This is a genomic window from Streptomyces sp. NPDC002386, assembly GCF_053593175.1.
On the sequence record NZ_JBSFBX010000003.1, the window covers coordinates 74,000 to 92,100 of the forward strand.

An 18,101-nucleotide genomic window follows, 5' to 3' on the forward strand; every position below is an offset into this window, starting at 1 on the left:
GGGCGCCCGGCGTGCGGGCCGTCACATGAGCTGGGTCACGCGTCCGGCCGTACGACGCCCAGGATCGGCATCGTGCCGGCGCCCGCGACGGTCACCGTCCGCCCCGGCCGGGGCGCGTGGATGATCCGGCCGTCACCGGCGTACATCGCGACGTGGCTGGCGTCGTCGAAGTAGATGATGAGGTCGCCGGGGCGCATGTCCTTGATGTCGACGTGCTCGAGCTGCTTCCACTGCTCCTGCGAGGTGCGCGGGATGGGCCGGCCGGCGTCGGCCCAGGCCTGGGAGGTCAGCCCCGAGCAGTCGAAGGAGTCGGGGCCCTCGGCGCCCCACACGTACGGCTTGCCGAGCTGGGCGGTGGCGAACTCCACGGCTTCGCGGCCCTGCTTGGACGCCTTCGTCTTGATGTCGTTGAGGACGCCGGTGTCCAGCCACCTGGTCTGCGCCTTGTCGGCGGCGTCCGCCTCCAGTTGGGCGAGCCGCTCCTTCTCCTTCTCCTCGAGCCGGTCCTCGAGGAGTTCGGCCTCCGAGATCTGCCGCTTGATCCGCTTCTTGGCGGCGGCCTTGGCCTTGCGGTGGACCTCGAGCTTCTTCCACTGCGCGGAGGCGTCGTCGGCGTAGTCCCGCAACTCCTGCTGGGTGCGGGTCATTTCGCCGAGCAGCTTGTTCGTGGCCCGCTGGCCGTTCAGCACCGTCCCGGCGCCGTCGACGAAGCGCTGCGGGTCGTCGCTGAGCAGGAACTGGGCCGTGGGCGGCAGCCCGCCGTTGCGGTACTGGGCGCGGGCCGACGCGCCGGCCTGGTTCCTGAGCCGCTCCAGCTTCTCCTGACCCTCGGTGATCTTCTTGGTCAGCGCGGCGATCCGGGCGGACTGCTTCTTCGTCTTCTCCTCGGCCGCGTTGTAGGCGTCCGTCGCCACGGCCGCGTCGTGGTAGAGGCGGTCGAGTCTCGCGCGGACCTTCTCCAGGTCCTTGTTCGGCGGGGGAGTGGGGCTCGGGGACGCGTCCGGTGTCGCGCTCCCGCTCGGTGTGGGTGTCGGAGCGGCGAACGCCGTGCCGGGCGCCGCCAGCACGGTCATCGCGCAGACCACGGTCACGGCGGCCATGAGCAGGCCGCGCTTGCCCGTCCCCATACAGTCCCCCAAGCTGGTTAACCGTCAGTAACTTGCGGTCGTCCGATGGATCGTGCCACGGCGGCGCGCAAAACGACAGAGGTCATGGGAAGTCGGGTTTCCGCCCGCCCTCCGCGCCCTCGCGCGCACCCCGGTCATCCGTCGCCCCCTCCGACCGCCTCCCCCGGGCGGCGCCGGTCACGACGATCTTCTCGCCGATGTGACGAACGACGCACCGAGATCGTTCCCGCCGGCCGGGCCTCGCCGGTCCTCGCCGGTCCTCGCCGGGTCTCGCCGGTCGGCCCGGGTCCGCGCGTTCAGTGGCCGCGTGGCGCCAACGCGCTCCAGGCGACGGTCACTTCCCCCTGCCGCCAGCGGGCGGCCGAGTCCGTGACGGGCCAGTCGGCGGTCAGGTCCCGCACCGCGCGGATCCAGCGCTGACGGGCGCCGTACGAGGCGTACGGCGCGGCGGCGGCCCAGGCGCGGTCGAAGTCGCGCAGGAAGGCGTGCACCGGTTCGCCGGGGACGTTCCGGTGGATCAGCGCCTTCGGCAGCCGCTCCGCGAGGTCGGAGGGCCGCTGGAGCGAACCGAGCCGGGTCGCGAAGGTCACCGTCCGCGGACCCTGTGGACCCAGCGCCACCCAGACGTGCCGTCGGCCGATCTCGTCGCAGGTGCCCTCCACCAGCAGCCCCCCGGGCGAGCCGCCCTCCGCCGGCGCGAGCCGTGCGCACAGCCGCTGCCACACGGCGGCGACCTGGTCCTCGTCGTACTGCCGCAGCACGTTGGCGGCCCGCACCAGCACCGGGCGCCCGGGCACGGGGATCTCGAAGCCGCCGTGCCGGAAGTCCAGCCCGTCCCGCTCGTACGGCCGGGCGGCCGCGACCCGCGCCGGTTCGATCTCGACACCGACCACGCGCGCGCGGGGTGCCACGGTGCGCAGCCGCCCGAGCAGCTCCACGGCGGTCCAGGGCGCGGCCCCGTATCCGAGGTCGATCGCCACCGGCTCCGCCGCGCGGCGCAGCGCGGCGCCGTGCGTGGCGGCGATCCAGCGGTCCATGCGGCGCAGCCGGTTGGGGTTGGTGGTCCCGCGCGTCACGTTCCCCACGACGGGGGCCGCCCCGCCCGGACGGAGCCGGGCGTGGGGCAGGGGCGTGGTGCGGGCGGTCATGCCTACGAGAGTAAGCGGGGCCCGGCGGCGAACGGCTCGCGCTCGGTCCCGCCACCGGCCGCCGCGTACGCCTCCGCAGCTCTCACGCGCGCGCGTGTCGAACGGTTGAGCGAGATTGGGTCATGATTCGGTAAAGGCGCGTGATCGGGAAATGGCGGGGCACCCGTCGGCTGTTGCACTCCCTGGAGGGCGCGGTCTGTCCTCCGGCAGGCATGCCCGCACCGAGGAGGAACGCCACGTGAGCCAGTACGCCGGCAGGCTCGGGCGTCGCTCCCCGGCGGCGCCTTCGCGGCTCAGGCTGCACCGCAGGCCCCGCCGCGTCGCCATGCTCTCCGTGCACACCTCGCCGCTGCACCAGCCCGGAACCGGTGACGCCGGCGGCATGAACGTCTACATCGTGGAGCTGGCCCAGCGGCTGGCCGCGATCAACATCGAGGTCGAGATCTTCACCCGGGCCACCGAGGGCGGCCTCCCGCCCCGCGTCGACCTCGCCCCGGGCGTCCTCGTCCGGCACGTCGACGCCGGTCCCTACGAGGGCCTGGCCAAGGAGGACCTGCCCGCCCAGCTCTGCGCCTTCACGCACGGCGTGATGCAGGCGTGGGCCGGCCACCGCCCGGGACACTACGACCTCGTCCACTCCCACTACTGGCTCTCCGGCCACGTCGGCTGGCTCGCCGCCCAGCGCTGGGGCGTGCCGCTGGTGCACGCCATGCACACCATGGCCAAGGTCAAGAACGCCAACCTGGCCGACGGCGACACCCCCGAGCCCGCCGCCCGTGTCATCGGCGAGACCCAGATCGTCGCCGCCGCCGACCGCCTCATCGCCAACACCGAGGAGGAGGCCGGCGAACTCGTCCGGCACTACACGGCGGACCCCGCCAAGGTCGCCGTCGTCCACCCCGGCGTGAACCTCGACCGGTTCCGTCCCGGCGACGGCCGTGCCGCCGCCCGTGCCCGCCTCGGTCTTCCGCAGGACGCCCTGATCCCCCTCTTCGCGGGCCGCATACAGCCCCTGAAGGCGCCCGACGTGCTGCTCCGGGCGGTCGCCGCCCTGCTGGACGAGCGCCCCGAGCTGCGCTCCCGGATCGTCGTACCCGTCGTCGGCGGGCCCTCGGGCAGCGGGCTCGCCAGGCCCGAGGGCCTGCAGAAGCTGGCCGCCCGCCTGGGCATCGCCGACGTCGTGCAGTTCCGCCCGCCGGTCGGCCAGGAGCAGCTCGCGGACTGGTTCCGGGCGGCCTCCGTGCTGGTCATGCCCTCCTACAGCGAGTCCTTCGGGCTGGTCGCCATAGAGGCGCAGGCGGCCGGGACCCCGGTGTTGGCCGCCTCCGTCGGCGGTCTGCCGGTGGCCGTGCGCGACGGCGCCACCGGCTTCCTCGTACAGGGCCACCGACCGGCCGAGTACGCGCGCGTGCTGGCCCGTTTCGCCGACCACCCCTCGCTGACGGACAGCATGGGCGCGGCCGCCGCCCGGCACGCGCTGGGCTTCGGCTGGGACACCGCGGCGGCCGCCACCGCCGACGTGTACACGGCCGCGACCCAGTCCCACCGCCGTCGCGTACGCTCCCAGCATGGGTGACACCGAGCAGGCCACGCGGGTCGTCGAGGACGTCCTGAAGGACGCGGAGCTGGAATGGGAGAGCCCCGACTCCGGGACGTACGTCGTCAAGCTCCCCGGCACCCGCAAGCTCTCCACCACGGTCAGCCTCATCGTCGGCCGCCACACCCTCTCCCTCAACGCCTTCGTCATCCGGCAGCCCGACGAGAACGAGGCGGGCGTCTATCGCTGGCTGCTGGAGCGCAACCTCAAGCTGTTCGGGGTGAGTTACGCCGTGGACCGGCTCGGCGACATCTACGTCACCGCCCGCCTGCCGCTGGCCGCCGTCACGCCCGAGGAGACCGACCGCCTCCTCGGACAGGTCCTGGAGGCCGCCGACGGCGCCTTCAACACCCTGCTTGAGCTGGGGTTCGCCTCGGCGATCCGCAAGGAGTACGCCTGGCGGGTGTCACGCGGCGAGTCGACCCGGAACCTGGACGCGTTCAGCCACCTCATCGAGCGCCCGGCCGACTGAGCCCGGGGGCTCCAACCGGGTTCCGCGCGCCTGCTGTTAGCCTGCGGCGACCCGGTTCCTTACCGGGTTCTTACCTGTCTCTCTCCGTAAGAGGTTGTGCATGCGCGCAGGCAGATCCGGCTTCGCGGTCGCGCTCGCGGGAGCGCTCGCCCTGGGGGCGTACGCCGCACCGTCCGCGGCGGCGGCGGACACCGGCGTCTCGGTGTCGAACCTGGTCATCAACCAGGGCAAGCCCGTCATCGTGGGCACCACGGCGGAGGTGAGGCCCGGCTTCACCTTCCACATGTCCCTGCCGTCCGGCGTCAGTGCCGACGACGTGACCCCGTTCCCGTACCTGTACCACGACACGACGGCCGCCAAGGGAGCCGACTCCGGCGGCATCTACACGGGCTTCACCGGCTGCGACGCGGCCGGCACCCGCGCCGCCGACTGTCAGGGCGAGCTGTACATCGACCCGCGCTGGCGGCTCGACTCCAACAACGACGCGACGACCTGGAAGACGGCCGTCTGGGTGCGCCTCTGGGACTCGAACGAGAACTTCAAGGGCGAGGAGTACCTGACCGGCTTCAGCTCCGTGCAGGTCAAGCGCGCCGGGAAGGCCACCGTCAACGCCTCGCCCGAACCCGTCGCCAAGGGCGGCAAGCTCACCGTGACCGGGCGGCTCACCCGCGCGGACTGGGTGAAGCACAGCTACACCGGCTTCGGCGGCAAGTCGGCCAAGCTGCAGTTCCGCAAGGCGGGCACCAGCACCTACTCCACCGTCAAGATCGTGCAGGCCGACTCCGCGGGCTACCTGTCGACCACGGTCACCGCGGCCACGGACGGCTACTGGCGCTGGACCTACAGCGAGACGGCCACGACCGGCGGCGCCACGGCCGCCGGCGACTACGTCGACGTCAGGTGACCCGGCGCGCCCTCACCGGGCACTGAGCCGGTAACGCCCCGGTGGCACGCCCACCAGCTTCTTGAAGTGCCGGGTGAGGTGGGCCTGGTCGCAGAACCCGGTCGCCACCGCCACCTCGCCCGGCGGCAGCCCGTCCAGCAGCAGCCGCCGGGCCCGGCCGACCCGGCGCGAGGTCAGGTACTGGTGCGGCGGGATGCCGTACGCACCGCTGAACGCCCGCACCAGGTGCGCCGGGTGGGCGTGCAGCAGCCGCGCCGCGTCGGCGAGCGCCAGCCCCTCGGTGACGTGCTCGTCGAGCAGCTCGCGCAGCGAGCGGGCGAGACCGGGACCGCGGCCGGGGCGGCGGGCCCCGGCGTCCCGGTGCCGCAGATGCTCCCGCAGCCGCTCGCCGACCAGCGCCAGCCGGCTCTCCGCCTCCAGCTCGTCACCGGGCCGGGCCAGGGCGGAGTGCAACTGCCCGACCCGCAGCCGCAGCACCGGGTCCCGCAGATCGGGGCCGTCCACGGCCGGGCCGATCAGATCGTCGCCCAGGTGGCTGCCGTCCAGGTACAGCACCCGCTTGCGGAATCCGTGCGGGGTGGCGGGGGAGCCGTTGTGCGGCACGTGCGGCGGCAGCAGCGAGACGGTGTCGTGCGGGGTGCCGTGCTCGTGCCGGTCGAGGTCGTACCGTACGGCGCCGTCGTCGACGATCAGCAGCGTCCAGGCGTCGTGGACGTGCATCGGGTACGCGTACTCGGTGAAGTGGGCGTGGAAGACCTCCACCACACCCGGGACGCGCGGGCGCCAGGCGGAGACGTCGGACTGGTCGGCGGCCACGCAAAAAACGTACAAGACCGCGGCGCGCGTCGGTCGGCAGTCTCACTCCATGAACACCGAACCGCACGCCGAGCCGGCCGCCGCCCCCGTCCGCTTCGACACCAAGATCGCGGTACTGCTCCGCGAGGACCTGGCGCCCTGGCAACGCCTGAACGTGACGGCGTTCCTGGTCAGCGGCCTGGGCAGTGAGGTCCCCGAGGTGATCGGCGAGCCGTACGAGGACGCGGACGCAGTGTCCTACCTGCCGATGTTCCGCCAGCCGGTGCTGGTCTTCGAGGGCACCAAGGAGACGCTCACGGCGGCCCACGCCCGGGCCCTGTCCCGCGCCCTGCCCCGGTCGGTGTTCACCTCCGACCTGTTCGCCACCGGCAACGACCGCGACAACCGCGCGGCGGTGCGGGCCGTGGGCACCGCCGGCCTGGACCTCGTCGGGCTCGCCGTGTACGGCCCGCGCAACGGGGTCGACAAGGTGCTGAAGGGTGCCCGGATGCATCGGTGACCGAATCTCCACAGCGCATGCGCAAGCCCGCGTACGTGAACGCGGTTGGTGCGGAGTTGTCCGGTTCGGGTCCGCCCTGGCAAGGGCTGCGACCCCCTCCGTCCCGGACCGCTTGTGGAGAAGCTGCCCGCAACCGATGGGCAGGTGGGCACGGATGAGGAGCCGGTCGCCCCAACTGCCGTGTGGCGCAGGCCGGTCGACTGGCTGCCGGACACGCTCCGTGATTTGATCCTTCGCGCCGCCGGGTTCAAGCCAGGTCGTCCGGAAACGGATGCCCAACGCCCGCGGTCGCGGCCGGCCGTCTGTCCCCAGCGGTGCCGCTCCCCCCTTGTGGAACCTCCAACGAAGGGCAGTTTCGACATGACCTCCGCTCCCCAGGTCCAGACCGCCGAGATCTCCGACGCCGAGCTGGACGACGTCTCCGGCGGCCTGAGCCCGCAGGCCGGCATCGTCGCCGGTCCCGCCGCCCTCGACAGCACGGACCTGCTGGCCCAGCTCGGCACCGTCACGGACACGGTCCAGGGCGCCGTCGGCCAGCTCCAGGGTGCCGCCGCCCAGTTCAACCGGGTCGGCGTCTACGCCTCCCTCTGATCGCCCCCGCGCCGCCCCCCCGGCGCGCAAGGCGACGAGCCCCCTGCCCGCGGAGCACCGCGTGCAGGGGGCTCACCCCTTTGTCCCGGCCGCCGTCGCGTCGGTGCTCAGGCCGCGCTCAGCTCGCTCTCCGTGTCCGCGTCCGCCGGGGCGGACTCCGGCGCCCGGCGCTCGGCGGCCGGCCGCCGCATGAGCACCCCGTACCCGATCCCGGCCACGGTCCCCACGCCGGCGCACATGGCCCACAGCCACGCGGCGCCGAAGCGGTCGATGACCGCGCCGGACATGAGCGGCGCCACCAGCGCGGCCACGGACCAGGACAGCGTGTACATCCCCTGGTAGCGCCCGCGCCCGTGCGCCGGGGACAGCCGTACCACCAGACCGGTCTGGGTCGGGGCGTTGACGATCTCGGCGAGCGTCCACACGCACACGGTGAGCGCGAAGACGCCGACCGAGCCGGCGAAGGCGGTGAGCCCGAAGCCGTACCCGGCGAGCAGGGAGGAGGCCACGAGCAGTGTGCGCGGGTCGCGGTGCTCGATGAAGCGGGTGACGGGGATCTGCAGCGCGACGATGAGGACGCCGTTGACGGCGACGGCGAAACCGTAGTCCGCGGCCGTGAACCCGGCCCGGCCCATGGCCACCGGCAGTCCGACGGACCCCTGCTGGAAGACCAGGGCGACGAGGAAGGACAGTCCGACGACGGCCATGTACCGCCCGTCGCGCAGCACCGTGCCCAAACCGACGTCACCCTCCGCCCGCTTGGCCGTGGCCACGGGCCGCGACTCCGGCAGCTTGAGGAAGACGACCACCGCGCACGCCAGGGTCATCCCGGCCTCGATCAGGAACCCGGCGAGATAGCTGAACTCGGCGATGAACCCGGCCGCCATGGAGGAGACGGCGAAGCCGAGGTTGATCGCCCAGTAGTTGAGCGAGAACGCCCGCACCCGGTCCTCCGGCCGGACGATGTCGGCCATCATCGCCTGCACGGCCGGCCGGGAGGCGTTGGAGGCCATGCCGACGAGGAAGGCGACGCCGGCGATGGTGACCGGGTCCTGCATGAACCCGAGCACCGCGACGGACACGGCGGTGGCCGTCTGGGCGATCAGCAGGGTGGGCCGCCTGCCGAGCCGGTCGGCCATCACCCCGCCCCCGAGCGAGGAGACGACCCCGCCGAGCCCGTGCAGCGAGGCGACGAGCCCGGCGTACGAGGCGGAGTAGCCCCGGTCGATCGTGAGGTACAGCGCCATGAACGTGGCGACGAACGCCCCGAGCCGGTTGACCAGGGTGCTCGTCCACAGCCACCAGAACTCGCGGGGCAGTCCGGAGACGGTCTCCCGGGCGGCACGTCTGAGACGGGCGACGGACGCGACGGACGCGGCAGACATGGACGGGACCCCCCACGGGTACGGAGATGTAAGCGGCTCATGCGGTAAGCGCAAGTTACATGTACGGGGCCGTCGAGGGCCACTCGATTAACCAGAGCCGCGTGGGGGCCGCACGGAGGGCCGCACGCCATCCGCACCCGACACCCGACCGGACGCCCGCCCTGCTCGGTGGGCGGACGGGCGCCCCGTCCGCCCACCGAGCAGGGCGGGCAACGGCCCGAACACGTGGATTACGCTCTGAGGCATGGCCGACGCACCGTACAAGCTGATCCTCCTCCGCCACGGCGAGAGCGAGTGGAACGCGAAGAACCTGTTCACCGGCTGGGTGGACGTCAACCTGAACGAGAAGGGCGAGAAGGAGGCAGTCCGCGGTGGCGAGCTCCTGAAGGACGCCGACCTCCTCCCCGACGTGGTCCACACGTCGCTCCAGAAGCGCGCGATCCGCACGGCCCAGCTGGCCCTCGAGGCCGCGGACCGCCACTGGATCCCGGTCCACCGCAGCTGGCGCCTGAACGAGCGCCACTACGGCGCCCTGCAGGGCAAGGACAAGGCGGCCACGCTGGCCGAGTTCGGCGAGGAGCAGTTCATGCTCTGGCGCCGCTCCTACGACACCCCGCCGCCCCCGCTCCCGGACGACTCCGAGTTCTCCCAGGCGCACGACGCCCGCTACGCCACCATCCCGCCGGAGCTGCGCCCGCGCACGGAGTGCCTGAAGGACGTCGTGTCCCGGATGCTCCCGTACTGGTACGACGACATCGTCCCCGACCTCCTGACCGGCCGCACGGTCCTCGTCGCCGCCCACGGCAACTCCCTTCGCGCCCTGGTCAAGCACCTGGACGGCATCTCGGACGCCGACATCGCGGGCCTCAACATCCCGACGGGCATCCCCCTGTACTACGAACTCGACGCCGACTTCCGCCCGGTCACCCCGGGCGGCAAGTACCTCGACCCGGAGGCCGCGGCAGCGGCCATCGAGGCGGTCAAGAACCAGGGCAAGAAGAAGTAAGCGCCCACGAATAAGCCCCCTGCCTGCGATTTGGCCGCGAGCAGGGGGCTTGTTTCTGTACTGGGGCCGTCGCTGGGCCGTGAACGGGATCCGGGGCCGCTGTCAAGCGTTCCCGTGTGCCTCGGTGAAAAGCGATGTGCCCGGTATGCTGGTCGCGCCTCATCTGAACCTTCCCTGAACTCCGTCTAGACGCACGTGAGTTCCAAGGCCCCGGCCCGAGAAGCGGGCCGGCTGGAGGAGAAGGGAGGCGGTAGAGGTGAGCCTTGAGAAGGACAGGCCTCGTAGGTGGACCGCCGCTGAAAAGTGGCAGGTTTGGCTTGCGGGAGTCAGCCTGCTGGTGACCACCGCTATCAGCGTGATGCAGCTCGCTCGATGAGCGAGTCACGCGCGAGGACGGTCGCGACCGGGAGCTGTACATGCAGCGAGCCCGGTCTGCTCGTAGGCGACCGGGCTCGTTGACTGCATCAGGGCCTGGGTCCGGAGGCAACCGGATCCAGGTCCGCAGTCTTTCTACGCTCCAATCTCTCACGCGTGAAATCACGAATCAACTTTGTGAGCGTTGTCCGCGAACTTTGCTCGCTTGCTTTGTCAGCGAAGCTCTCCACCGCAATGCCCGTGCGGCTGCAGCAATACCGGCCTGTGCCCACGGCGCATGCATTACTGGTGATCGAGGACCGAAGCCACGGCTTTGCGGGTCCGCTCCTGGCGCCGCCAGCCACCTTCCACGGCAAGGTGATCTCGACCGGCGGGAACCGCCTCATCTGCTCCCGAAGCGCGTCGGCCACGGGGCCAGGAAGCGGGACGTCGGCAACGCTACACACGCGCCTGATCGGTTGACGCACCCGTCATCGTGGCTGACTGTCGTCGGCCAGGGCTCAGACCTGCGTCCGCCGCACGCCAGTGCACGCGATCAGGCTGCTGCCGTCATCGGTAAGGAACAGCATGAACGTCCACGAGCCATCGGCAGTCCTGATCTGCCCCACGCGAACCGGGTGCTGGTGCCGAGCGAGCAACTCCACGGCGCGTTCCAAGTTCGTGGTCTCGATGCCCCGACGACGCGTGAGCCGCAGCCGGCGTCCATAGACAAGGGCGAGCGACCCGGCGGACGTAGCCCCGTCCCAGACCACGTAGGAGCCGTTGCAGCGGAGCGCAACACGAGCGGCTACAGACGCCTCATCGCTACCGACCAGCAGTCGTTCGAGTCGTTCCCGCTCCACACCCGTACTCCCACCCGGATCCCGCTTTACAGCAGCCGGATGCAGCAACCACAGCACCCGGCCCCACCCCATGCTTTCGCAGCGCGCTGCTCGGTGCGCCGCCGGCGCTGGCAGGTTTCTCCTTGGCCATCGACGAAGCCCGGCCGTTGGTTAGGTCCCGGGTCGTACCCGGGCCGCCCCCAGACAGAACCGGGGATGCAACTGATCTACAGAGCTGGACACCTCGGAAGCCGGCCGCGCGTCTGAGACCTCAGCCATGCCCACTGACAACGCATCCCCGAGCGCAATCTCGACGCCGTGCGGCCTGCACCAGCGGCGCACCGGATCAAGCGCGGACAGCGGGGGATCACCGTAGAGGCCAGTGGGCCCGACGAGGCTTCAGTCAGGTCAGCAGCCCAACAGCCCGCCAACGCTCGCAGCTTCCCGAGCTGAGGGCTCAGGAAGCGTCGTCACGGGCTGGCCGTCCTGGCTTGCTGTGGCCGGGGGCAGCGGCAGCCTGGCTGAGGCGGTGGGGGTGCAGTGAGGCATACACGTGTGTGGTCGGTCGGCGCGCCCGCCATCGTGGCCGACTGTCGTCGGCTGAGGTGTAGACGGGTCATATCGAAGTGTCGGCCGTCAGCAGAGTGGACCGAAGTCGAGCCGTCTCTGGGCCGCCGAGGTCGCTCGACAGTGCCCAAGGACGACAAACGACGACCACTAGGCACACGAACCCACTCCTCCTGACCAGCAATAACCCAGCTCCCCAAGATCCCCGGCAACACCGAGGTCAAGAAGAAGTAGCCCTCGCGATCACGCCCCCGAGCCGCGCAGACCGCGCCGCTCGGGGGCATCGCCGTACTCCGGCTCCGCGGCGTCAGGGAGCGGAGGACATCGACCGGTACTGCCTGATCTCCAGTGTCGAATCGTCGAGCGGGTCGTAGAGCTTCTGGACTGCCGGCGTCGAGGTGTCACTTGTTTCCAGGGAGACCTCTGTTTCCAGGGAGACCTCTGTTTCCAGGGAGACCTCGGCTCCGTTCTGGCGGGTGCCCCAGCCGGTCTTCAGGCAGGTCAGCGCCCCGTACCAGCGGTGCCAGCGCAGTACCGTCCACGCGATGGCGATGGCGACGGGCATGGCCAGCCAGGTGAGGATGCGCGAGCGGATCCGTTCGTCGGAGCGGATGATGCTCAGGTACCTCAGTCCCTGTGCCCAGCCGATGAGGACGGGGATGACGAGCATCGTGACGGGCGGCGGCTCGCGGGTGACGACCGGCTCCGCGATCAGCAGCCACGCCGTGATGGTCTGGGTGAGGATCATCTGCACCCAGCGCACGATGTGCAGCCAGAACGCGGGGCGCCGGGCCGACAGGTAGCGCATGCGCCAGACCGAGCGGATGGTCGAGCCCCGCATCCACCGCAGGTACATGCGGTTGAAGTGCGACCACTTCTCCGGCATGGCCGTGAAGCAGATCGCGCGAGGCTGCTGCACCGTCAGGCCGCGTTCCTGCGCGAAGAGGGTGAGCATGGAGTCGTCCGAGAAACCGACGCCGCGCCCCATGAACGTCTCGTTCAGATAGCCGTCGAGGTTGTCCCGGATGACGCCCGCCCGGTACGCCGCGATGGCTCCCGAGTTGACCATGACGGCGCCGACGGCCGACTGCCCCGAGCGGTCGACGAGCTGGCAGACGGTGAACCACAGGTCCATGATCCGTACGAACCAGTTCACCCGGTTGTTCGTGGCGACCACGATGCCGGCGACGGACTGCACCCGGGCCCGCGAGAACGGGGTGAGGAGGTTCTCGAGGGCGGTGGGAGCGAAGCAGCTGTCGGAGTCGCACGTGACGTAGATGTCCGCGTCGGGACTCACGCGCACCCCGTGGGCCTGGGCGCTGCGCTTTCCCCCGTTGGGAACGCGCTGCCACGTGGTCGCCACGCCCTTCTCCGCGGCGGCACGTTCCCACCAGGTCCGCACCGCGGCGTAGTCCGTGCTCGTGGAGCCGTCGTCGACGATGTGGACGGAGTCCGGAAGACGGGTCTGGGCGAGGAACGCCTGGAGCCCGAGTTTGAGGTATCCGGGGTCCTCGTTGTACGCGGGCACGAGCACCGCCGCGTGCAGTCCGTCGAGACGCCGAGCGATGCGCGGCGTCATTCTCGGGGCCCGTTCCAGGTGGTAGAGCAGCGTCTGGATGACGAAGATCAGGAACAGCCCGGAGAACAGGAAGGTGGCGCGACTGCGCGTCGCCGGGTCGGTGGCGAGAACCACCAGGGTGTGGTGCGTGGCCCAGCCGGCCAGCAGAAGAAGAACGATCATGCCCATCAGGACGGTTGCCGACCGGTGCTGATGGGCGCTCAGCACCGGCGGACGACGTGTCCTGCTCACTTACCGTGCCGACGGCGCTCGGCGCCGGTGCCCTTGGCGGGAGCCAGCTGGCCGGCCGTGAGGTGGCGGCGCCAGCCGAACTTCAGGAAGAGCAGGACGCCGAGAGCGGCGGTGGTGAGCGCGAGCGCCAGATACAGGCCGAACGGAATGGTGATGCCGCCCAGGACGACTACGGGAAGACCGGTTTGCGCAAGCTGCGCGCGTCCAGACATACGAAAGCCCCCGAAAAGGTGATGGTGAGATGGTTTGCGTGCGCTGGTACGAGACGGGTCCGGCCCCGGAAGGCGGCCCTGCCCCGTGCTTCTGGCTGTCCGCTCAGAGCAGCTCTACGTGGTCGGCCACGCAACCGACGTTCCGCGTGTCCAGGACCAGCTTCGAGTCCCGGACGACCTTCTCGTAGTCGATGTCGCTGTGATCGGTGACGATCAGGGCGACGTCGTACTGCGAGATCCGATCGGGCCCGACGGCGCCCTGGACGTCCTCGATCCCCTGGCCCGCCACGAAGGAGTCGACCACGTCGACCGTGGCCCCGAGCGCCTTGAGCAGCGCGTGGATCTCGATCGCCGGAGACTCGCGGTGGTCCGAGCTGTCCTTCTTGTAGGCGTAGCCGTACATCAGGACCTTCGCGCCGTTCACCGGCATCCGCCGGCTGTTCAGCAGCCGGGTGAGTCGCTCCACCACGTACCGGGGCTGGGCCCGGTTGATCTCGTTCGCGGTCTCCACGAACCGGAACGGCCGGCCGACCTGCTTCTTGACGTGCCACGCGAGATAGGCGGGATCGATCGGCAGGCAGTGGCCGCCGACGCCGGGTCCCGGCGTGAACTTCATGTAGCCGAACGGCTTGGTGGCGGCGAGGTCCAGCGTGTGCCACACGTCGATGTCGAGTTCGTCGGCGAAGGCCGCGAGTTCATTGACGAGTGCGATGTTGACATGGCGGAAGGTGTTCTCCATGACCTTCGCCAACTCGGCTTCCTCCAGCCCCCGGGCGGTTACGACGTCGTCGCACACCGAGCCGTAGAACTCGGCGACCCTGCGCAGGCATTCGTCCCGTAGTCCCGAGACGATCTTCGGAGTGTTCCGGAAGGACCAGGTCCCGTTGCCCGGGTCGATCCGCTCGGGGCTGAAGCCGACGTGGAAGTCGACGCCCGCGGTGAGCTTCGAGACGCGCTCCAGGATGGGGACGAGTACGTCCCTGGTGGTCCCGGGGTATGTGGTCGACTCCAGGACCACTGTCTGGCGGCGCCCCCTCTCGAGGAAGCGGCCGACTGTCTCGGCGACGCTCTCGATGTGGGACAGGTCCGGGTCGCCGTCCCGGAGCGGAGTCGGAACCGTGATGATCGCGACGTCGAACCCCTTCATCTCCCGGCAGTGGGAGGAAGGGGTGTAGCGACCCGTTCGGGCGATCTCCGAGAGTGTTTCGGAGTCGATGTCCGCTATGTACGAGGTTCCGCGTTCGAGGCTGGCGATCTTCCGCTCGTCGACGTCGTATCCCACGACGACGTGTCCCGCCCTCACGGCCTCCACGGCAAGTGGAAGCCCGACGTAGCCCTGTCCGGCTACGACTAAGTGTTGCACCGTTCCCTACCCCCTGAGCTTCCGGCCGGCTCCCCACCGACCGCCGAGGCTGCCGGGCCCCCTGCCCGGTACCGGCGGTACGAGGCCCCCCTCGGTCCGCCGGCAGCTCATGCCTCGTTTGCAGACATCTGTGCGATTAGTCCGCTGATGTCTCGATAGAACAATAACCACACGATGGTTTCATCTGACACAACTTCCCCACATGCGTGGCTCTTTCGTTACCGAAGGCATCCGCCCGCTTCCGGAGGGTGTTCGGCGCAGTCGGGTCGGCACACCGATGGAGGCCGGGACGGCACACCGGCGGAGCCGGGAAGGAACACCAGCGGAGACCTGGACGGCGCACCAGGCGTCCGCCGGGTGCGTCAGCCCTGCTCGGAGAAGCGGAGCCGTGGTCCGGTTTTTACTTCGCCGGCCTCGAAAGCGCAGGTCAGCGCCGTGGAGTGGGCGTGGCTGTGTTGATCTGTGCCGACGGCCACAGTAAACGGGTCCGAAGAAGGCGCATACTGAGCCATGACAAAGCCCGCTGCGCCGAAGCGCCATCTGCCCACGAGCCCCTTCAAGGCGCCGGTCGCACCGGCCCCCAAGTACTTCGCCGTGGGCGACCAGGTCACGCACGACATGTACGGCCTCGGCCGCGTGGTCGGCATCGAGGACGGAGTCGCGGTACTCGTGGACTTCGGCTCGGCGCAGAGGCGGATCCTGAGCCCGTACGCCAAGATGACCAAGCTGTAGGACCGCTGTGCCCGGTCACGGCACAACCAGGTCCCGCTCAGGGACCTGCACCTAGAGAAAGTCCTCTGATCGACATGACGTCGCTGTTCTCCGCCCTGGAAGGCCAACCCAGCCGCTCCACGGTGGCATCGCCGCCTCCGGCGACCAACCCCTTCCAGGCCCCCGACTTCGGGGACGAGGAATTCCTTCCGTACGACGACGCGGAGGAGCCGGCCCCGGCCGCCCGCGCGGGGCGGCGCAAGGCGGCCTAGCTCGACGGACACCGGCCGGTGGACACGCCGGCCGGCCGCGAGCCGGCTCACTGACGGCTGACGTTTCTGGTCACGCCGGTGATGACGGTCGTGGCCAGGATCCAGCCGGTGATGACGAGCGCGTAGGACAGCGCCTGGTACCAGCCGTCCGGTGCGAAGGCCTCCTCCTGCCCGAAGGAGATCACGGGCAGCAGCAGGTCGAGGGTGTAGAAGACCGGGTTGAAGTGCGGGGCCTCGGACGCCTTGAGGGCGCGGGGGTGGTGCAGGGCGTACGCGATCGAGCCGACGGCCAGCAGCGACAGCAGCCAGGCGCAGGCGCGCAGGGGGCGGAACCCGTAGCCGACCGTCGCGTCCTGGGCGTAGCCCCACAGGCGTCCGTACCAGGCCCGGGTGCCGCGCAGGCGGCGCTGCTTGGCGAGTTGGACGAGCCGGGCGGCGTGGTCGTCGCCGACACGCCGGTAAGCGGCGGTCAACTGCTCGTAGGCGTGGGGGACGTAGCCGTCCTCGTCGCGTTCCAGCATGGGCAGGCGGCGTTCGGCGGGCTCGTGCGGGGTGAGGTCGGTGTAGACGAGGCCGTTGAGGAGCACCCGCTCCGGGGCCGCCTCCGGTTCCAGGAACAGGACCTCGATCTGGGCCCGGCGCAGATTGAGCGTGCCCTCCATGGGCGCGCTCCTGCGCAGCCAGAGTTCCCCGATGGTGCAACTGCCGGCGCGCAGCGCCGCGTCCCCGGGATTCGACAGGGACGCGTACGACAGGTCGAGCCGGCCGCTGATGCGGGCGCCCCGCAGGCCGATCCAGCCCTGCACGCGGGTGTGCCGCATGTGGAGGTCGCCGTCGACCAGGAGGGTCTGGGCGTCCAGGGCGAAGCTGCCGGGGTGACTCAGCCGTGCCTCGTCGAGGCTGGCCGAGCCGGCGATCGAGGTGCTGTTGAGGTCCACGGCCCCGTGCGTGCGGAGTCCGGGGGCCCACAGATCGTCGCCGATGGTCGCGTGGCTGAGCAGGAGCGCGCGCTGCGCGGTGTCCGGCGCCGTGATCTCGGCCCGGTCCAGGAACACCGTCCCGGCGATGTGCGTCCCGCCGAGCCGGACCTGACCGAGGAACCGGCAGCCCGTGAGGTGCAGGATGCCGTCCACCTGCATGGTGGCGGCGGCGAGGCCGGGCAGCACGGAGCCGCTGAGGTCGAGGTGGCGGAGCCTGGACGCGTACAGCAGGGGCACGTCCTCGAAGGAGCAGTCGCTCAGCCGTATCGGATGCCCGATCGTGCCGTGCGACAGGTCCAGGACGCCGGTGACGCGCGCGCCGCCCAGTCTGAGGGCGGGTATCTCCCCGTCCTCAAGCGGTCCGTCGAGGAGCAGGGCCCGCAGTACGGACGCGCGGACGGTGCGGTCGGGCCCCCAGTCCGCCCCCTGCGCCGTGTCCTCGTCCTCGGTGGTACGGAGGTCCACCGCCTCCCCTCTGGGGAAGGCCTGCCACACCCTCAGCTCGACCGGCGAGAGATCGTTCGTCTCCATCAGCCGGGACTCTGTCGGCACGCCCCGGCACTGTCAACCCGTGACGGCTGCCGCGGCAACTCGGCTCCGTCCAGGCCGTCTTGGCTCCGTGATCCCGGCACAGGCCGCCGGAGGCCCTGTCGGCGCCGGGGGCGAGGTGCGGGTGGCCTCCCGGGCGGGCAGGCCGCCTCGGGCGCCCCGCGCGTGGGGGCGCCCTTGCGCCGTGCGGCCGCCTGACGCTTGACCCGCTTCGGTGACCGTGGGGCCGGCGGCGATTGGGCCGGGCTGGTTCCGGAAACCAGTAGCGGCATGTTCCGAAGCATCGTGTGGGGGTGTGTCGCGGGGGCTGCCGGTACCACCGCGCTGAACGCCGTGACGTACGCGGACATGGCGCTGCGCGGGCGGCCCTCCAGCGGGACCCCAGAGACCGTGGTGGACAGGGTCAGCTCGGGCCTGGGGCATCCGCTTCCGGAGTCGGAGGGGCGGGAGAACCGGCTGACCGGGCTTGGGGCCCTGTCGGGCATCGCCGTGGGTGTCGCGGCCGGTGCGGCCGTGGCGCTGGCTCACCGATCGGGCCTGCGCGTACCGGTGTGGCTGGGCGCGCCGCTCACCGGGGCCCTCGCGATGGCGGCGGCCGACGCGCCGATCGCCGGCCTCGGGGTGAGCGATCCCCGGACGTGGTCCGCGACGGACTGGGCCTCGGACGTGATCCCGCACCTCGTCTACGGCCTGGTCACCTACGGGGTCGTGGCGGCGTCCGCGGACCGCTGATCCCCGGTGACCCGTCGTCCTGGCCGCTCCGTCCCGCGGTCGGTCCCGGTTTCCCGTGCTACTTCCGCCAGGCGGGGAACTCGGCCCCCGTAGCACCCCGGGCAGCGACCCGGGGACGCGATACCGAGGGATCATGTCCGCTGACCGCTTGGCCCGACGGGGGT

At 70.9% G+C, this 18,101-nt stretch carries 18 protein-coding genes; 9 read left to right on the forward strand and 9 right to left on the reverse strand.

Annotated elements, in window-relative coordinates:
- Positions 1-35: 35 nt before the first annotated feature.
- Together ACWCPN_RS07450 and ACWCPN_RS07455 are read right to left on the reverse strand one after the other, a co-directional pair.
- Entirely contained in the window at positions 36-1,127 is a 1,092-nt protein-coding gene (locus tag ACWCPN_RS07450) for an NlpC/P60 family protein (RefSeq protein ID WP_451203201.1), read from the reverse strand.
- A gap of 296 nt (positions 1,128-1,423) precedes the next feature.
- The gene (locus tag ACWCPN_RS07455) at positions 1,424-2,164 is read right to left on the reverse strand and encodes a class I SAM-dependent methyltransferase (protein WP_451203805.1); all 741 of its coding nucleotides are present in this window, start codon (positions 2,162-2,164) and stop codon (positions 1,424-1,426) included.
- Between the two features lie 349 nt (positions 2,165-2,513).
- Between ACWCPN_RS07455 and mshA the strand changes: the two genes are divergently transcribed.
- From mshA to ACWCPN_RS07470, 3 genes are all read left to right on the forward strand, one after another.
- Positions 2,514-3,851 (forward strand): D-inositol-3-phosphate glycosyltransferase, encoded by a 1,338-nt coding sequence (gene mshA, locus ACWCPN_RS07460; RefSeq protein WP_365127486.1) that lies wholly within the window; start codon positions 2,514-2,516, stop codon positions 3,849-3,851.
- Positions 3,844-4,344 (forward strand): YbjN domain-containing protein, encoded by a 501-nt coding sequence (locus ACWCPN_RS07465; protein ID WP_451203205.1) that lies wholly within the window; start codon positions 3,844-3,846, stop codon positions 4,342-4,344. The genes mshA and ACWCPN_RS07465 overlap by 8 nt, the downstream gene beginning before the upstream one ends.
- A 100-nt stretch (positions 4,345-4,444) precedes the next feature.
- A complete protein-coding gene (locus ACWCPN_RS07470) occupies positions 4,445-5,248 on the forward strand; it encodes a hypothetical protein (RefSeq protein ID WP_451203208.1) in 804 nt (267 codons plus the stop codon).
- 12 nt (positions 5,249-5,260) lie between these two features.
- On the opposite strand, the gene ACWCPN_RS07475 is transcribed toward ACWCPN_RS07470, so the two are convergent.
- Entirely contained in the window at positions 5,261-6,064 is an 804-nt protein-coding gene (locus ACWCPN_RS07475) for an AraC family transcriptional regulator (RefSeq protein WP_199211048.1), read from the reverse strand.
- A 49-nt stretch (positions 6,065-6,113) separates the two neighbouring features.
- Between ACWCPN_RS07475 and ACWCPN_RS07480 the strand changes: the two genes are divergently transcribed.
- Together ACWCPN_RS07480 and ACWCPN_RS07485 are read left to right on the forward strand one after the other, a co-directional pair.
- Complete coding sequence (locus tag ACWCPN_RS07480; protein ID WP_451203211.1) at positions 6,114-6,563, forward strand: DUF2000 family protein; 450 nt, start codon at positions 6,114-6,116, stop codon at positions 6,561-6,563.
- Positions 6,564-6,923: 360 nt separating this feature from the next.
- Positions 6,924-7,154, forward strand: coding sequence for a hypothetical protein (locus ACWCPN_RS07485; RefSeq protein WP_451203213.1), 231 nt, complete (start codon positions 6,924-6,926; stop codon positions 7,152-7,154).
- A gap of 107 nt (positions 7,155-7,261) precedes the next feature.
- Here ACWCPN_RS07485 and ACWCPN_RS07490 read toward each other — a convergent pair whose 3' ends face one another.
- On the reverse strand, positions 7,262-8,539 hold the full coding sequence (locus ACWCPN_RS07490) for an MDR family MFS transporter (protein WP_365127479.1): 1,278 nt from the start codon (positions 8,537-8,539) through the stop codon (positions 7,262-7,264).
- Between the two features lie 244 nt (positions 8,540-8,783).
- Between ACWCPN_RS07490 and ACWCPN_RS07495 the strand changes: the two genes are divergently transcribed.
- Positions 8,784-9,545, forward strand: a complete 762-nt coding sequence (locus tag ACWCPN_RS07495; protein WP_199211045.1) for a phosphoglyceromutase — start codon at positions 8,784-8,786, stop codon at positions 9,543-9,545.
- Positions 9,546-10,420: 875 nt separating this feature from the next.
- On the opposite strand, the gene ACWCPN_RS07500 is transcribed toward ACWCPN_RS07495, so the two are convergent.
- The 4 genes from ACWCPN_RS07500 to ACWCPN_RS07515 form a co-directional block, all read right to left on the reverse strand.
- The gene (locus tag ACWCPN_RS07500; protein ID WP_451203217.1) at positions 10,421-10,762 is read right to left on the reverse strand and encodes a hypothetical protein; all 342 of its coding nucleotides are present in this window, start codon (positions 10,760-10,762) and stop codon (positions 10,421-10,423) included.
- A gap of 853 nt (positions 10,763-11,615) precedes the next feature.
- Positions 11,616-13,049: a glycosyltransferase family 2 protein gene (locus ACWCPN_RS07505; RefSeq protein ID WP_451203220.1), complete on the reverse strand. Its 1,434-nt coding sequence runs from the start codon at positions 13,047-13,049 to the stop codon at positions 11,616-11,618.
- 65 nt (positions 13,050-13,114) lie between these two features.
- Positions 13,115-13,330, reverse strand: coding sequence for a hypothetical protein (locus ACWCPN_RS07510; protein ID WP_451203222.1), 216 nt, complete (start codon positions 13,328-13,330; stop codon positions 13,115-13,117).
- Between the two features lie 103 nt (positions 13,331-13,433).
- Positions 13,434-14,693 (reverse strand): nucleotide sugar dehydrogenase, encoded by a 1,260-nt coding sequence (locus ACWCPN_RS07515; protein ID WP_451203225.1) that lies wholly within the window; start codon positions 14,691-14,693, stop codon positions 13,434-13,436.
- Positions 14,694-15,203: 510 nt separating this feature from the next.
- Here ACWCPN_RS07515 and ACWCPN_RS07520 point away from each other — a divergent pair.
- Positions 15,204-15,425, forward strand: coding sequence for a hypothetical protein (locus ACWCPN_RS07520; RefSeq protein WP_199211041.1), 222 nt, complete (start codon positions 15,204-15,206; stop codon positions 15,423-15,425).
- A 74-nt stretch (positions 15,426-15,499) separates the two neighbouring features.
- Positions 15,500-15,676, forward strand: coding sequence for a hypothetical protein (locus tag ACWCPN_RS07525; RefSeq protein WP_451203228.1), 177 nt, complete (start codon positions 15,500-15,502; stop codon positions 15,674-15,676).
- Positions 15,677-15,723: 47 nt separating this feature from the next.
- On the opposite strand, the gene ACWCPN_RS07530 is transcribed toward ACWCPN_RS07525, so the two are convergent.
- Positions 15,724-17,187 (reverse strand): membrane-associated oxidoreductase, encoded by a 1,464-nt coding sequence (locus ACWCPN_RS07530; protein WP_451203231.1) that lies wholly within the window; start codon positions 17,185-17,187, stop codon positions 15,724-15,726.
- A gap of 288 nt (positions 17,188-17,475) precedes the next feature.
- Between ACWCPN_RS07530 and ACWCPN_RS07535 the strand changes: the two genes are divergently transcribed.
- Entirely contained in the window at positions 17,476-17,937 is a 462-nt protein-coding gene (locus ACWCPN_RS07535; protein WP_365127466.1) for a hypothetical protein, read from the forward strand.
- Positions 17,938-18,101 lie beyond the last annotated feature (164 nt).

Coding starts and splice junctions, on each gene's coding strand:
- ACWCPN_RS07520 (WP_199211041.1), top strand. CDS start 15,204: ATGACAAAGCCCGCTGCGCCGAAGCGCCATCTGCCCACGAGCCCCTTC.
- ACWCPN_RS07455 (WP_451203805.1), bottom strand. CDS start 2,164: ATGGACCGCTGGATCGCCGCCACGCACGGCGCCGCGCTGCGCCGCGCG.
- ACWCPN_RS07530 (WP_451203231.1), bottom strand. CDS start 17,187: ATGGAGACGAACGATCTCTCGCCGGTCGAGCTGAGGGTGTGGCAGGCC.
- ACWCPN_RS07505 (WP_451203220.1), bottom strand. CDS start 13,049: ATGATCGTTCTTCTTCTGCTGGCCGGCTGGGCCACGCACCACACCCTG.
- ACWCPN_RS07470 (WP_451203208.1), top strand. CDS start 4,445: ATGCGCGCAGGCAGATCCGGCTTCGCGGTCGCGCTCGCGGGAGCGCTC.
- ACWCPN_RS07495 (WP_199211045.1), top strand. CDS start 8,784: ATGGCCGACGCACCGTACAAGCTGATCCTCCTCCGCCACGGCGAGAGC.
- ACWCPN_RS07485 (WP_451203213.1), top strand. CDS start 6,924: ATGACCTCCGCTCCCCAGGTCCAGACCGCCGAGATCTCCGACGCCGAG.
- ACWCPN_RS07480 (WP_451203211.1), top strand. CDS start 6,114: ATGAACACCGAACCGCACGCCGAGCCGGCCGCCGCCCCCGTCCGCTTC.
- ACWCPN_RS07510 (WP_451203222.1), bottom strand. CDS start 13,330: ATGTCTGGACGCGCGCAGCTTGCGCAAACCGGTCTTCCCGTAGTCGTC.
- ACWCPN_RS07490 (WP_365127479.1), bottom strand. CDS start 8,539: ATGTCTGCCGCGTCCGTCGCGTCCGTCGCCCGTCTCAGACGTGCCGCC.
- ACWCPN_RS07465 (WP_451203205.1), top strand. CDS start 3,844: ATGGGTGACACCGAGCAGGCCACGCGGGTCGTCGAGGACGTCCTGAAG.
- ACWCPN_RS07450 (WP_451203201.1), bottom strand. CDS start 1,127: ATGGGGACGGGCAAGCGCGGCCTGCTCATGGCCGCCGTGACCGTGGTC.
- ACWCPN_RS07525 (WP_451203228.1), top strand. CDS start 15,500: ATGACGTCGCTGTTCTCCGCCCTGGAAGGCCAACCCAGCCGCTCCACG.
- ACWCPN_RS07535 (WP_365127466.1), top strand. CDS start 17,476: ATGTTCCGAAGCATCGTGTGGGGGTGTGTCGCGGGGGCTGCCGGTACC.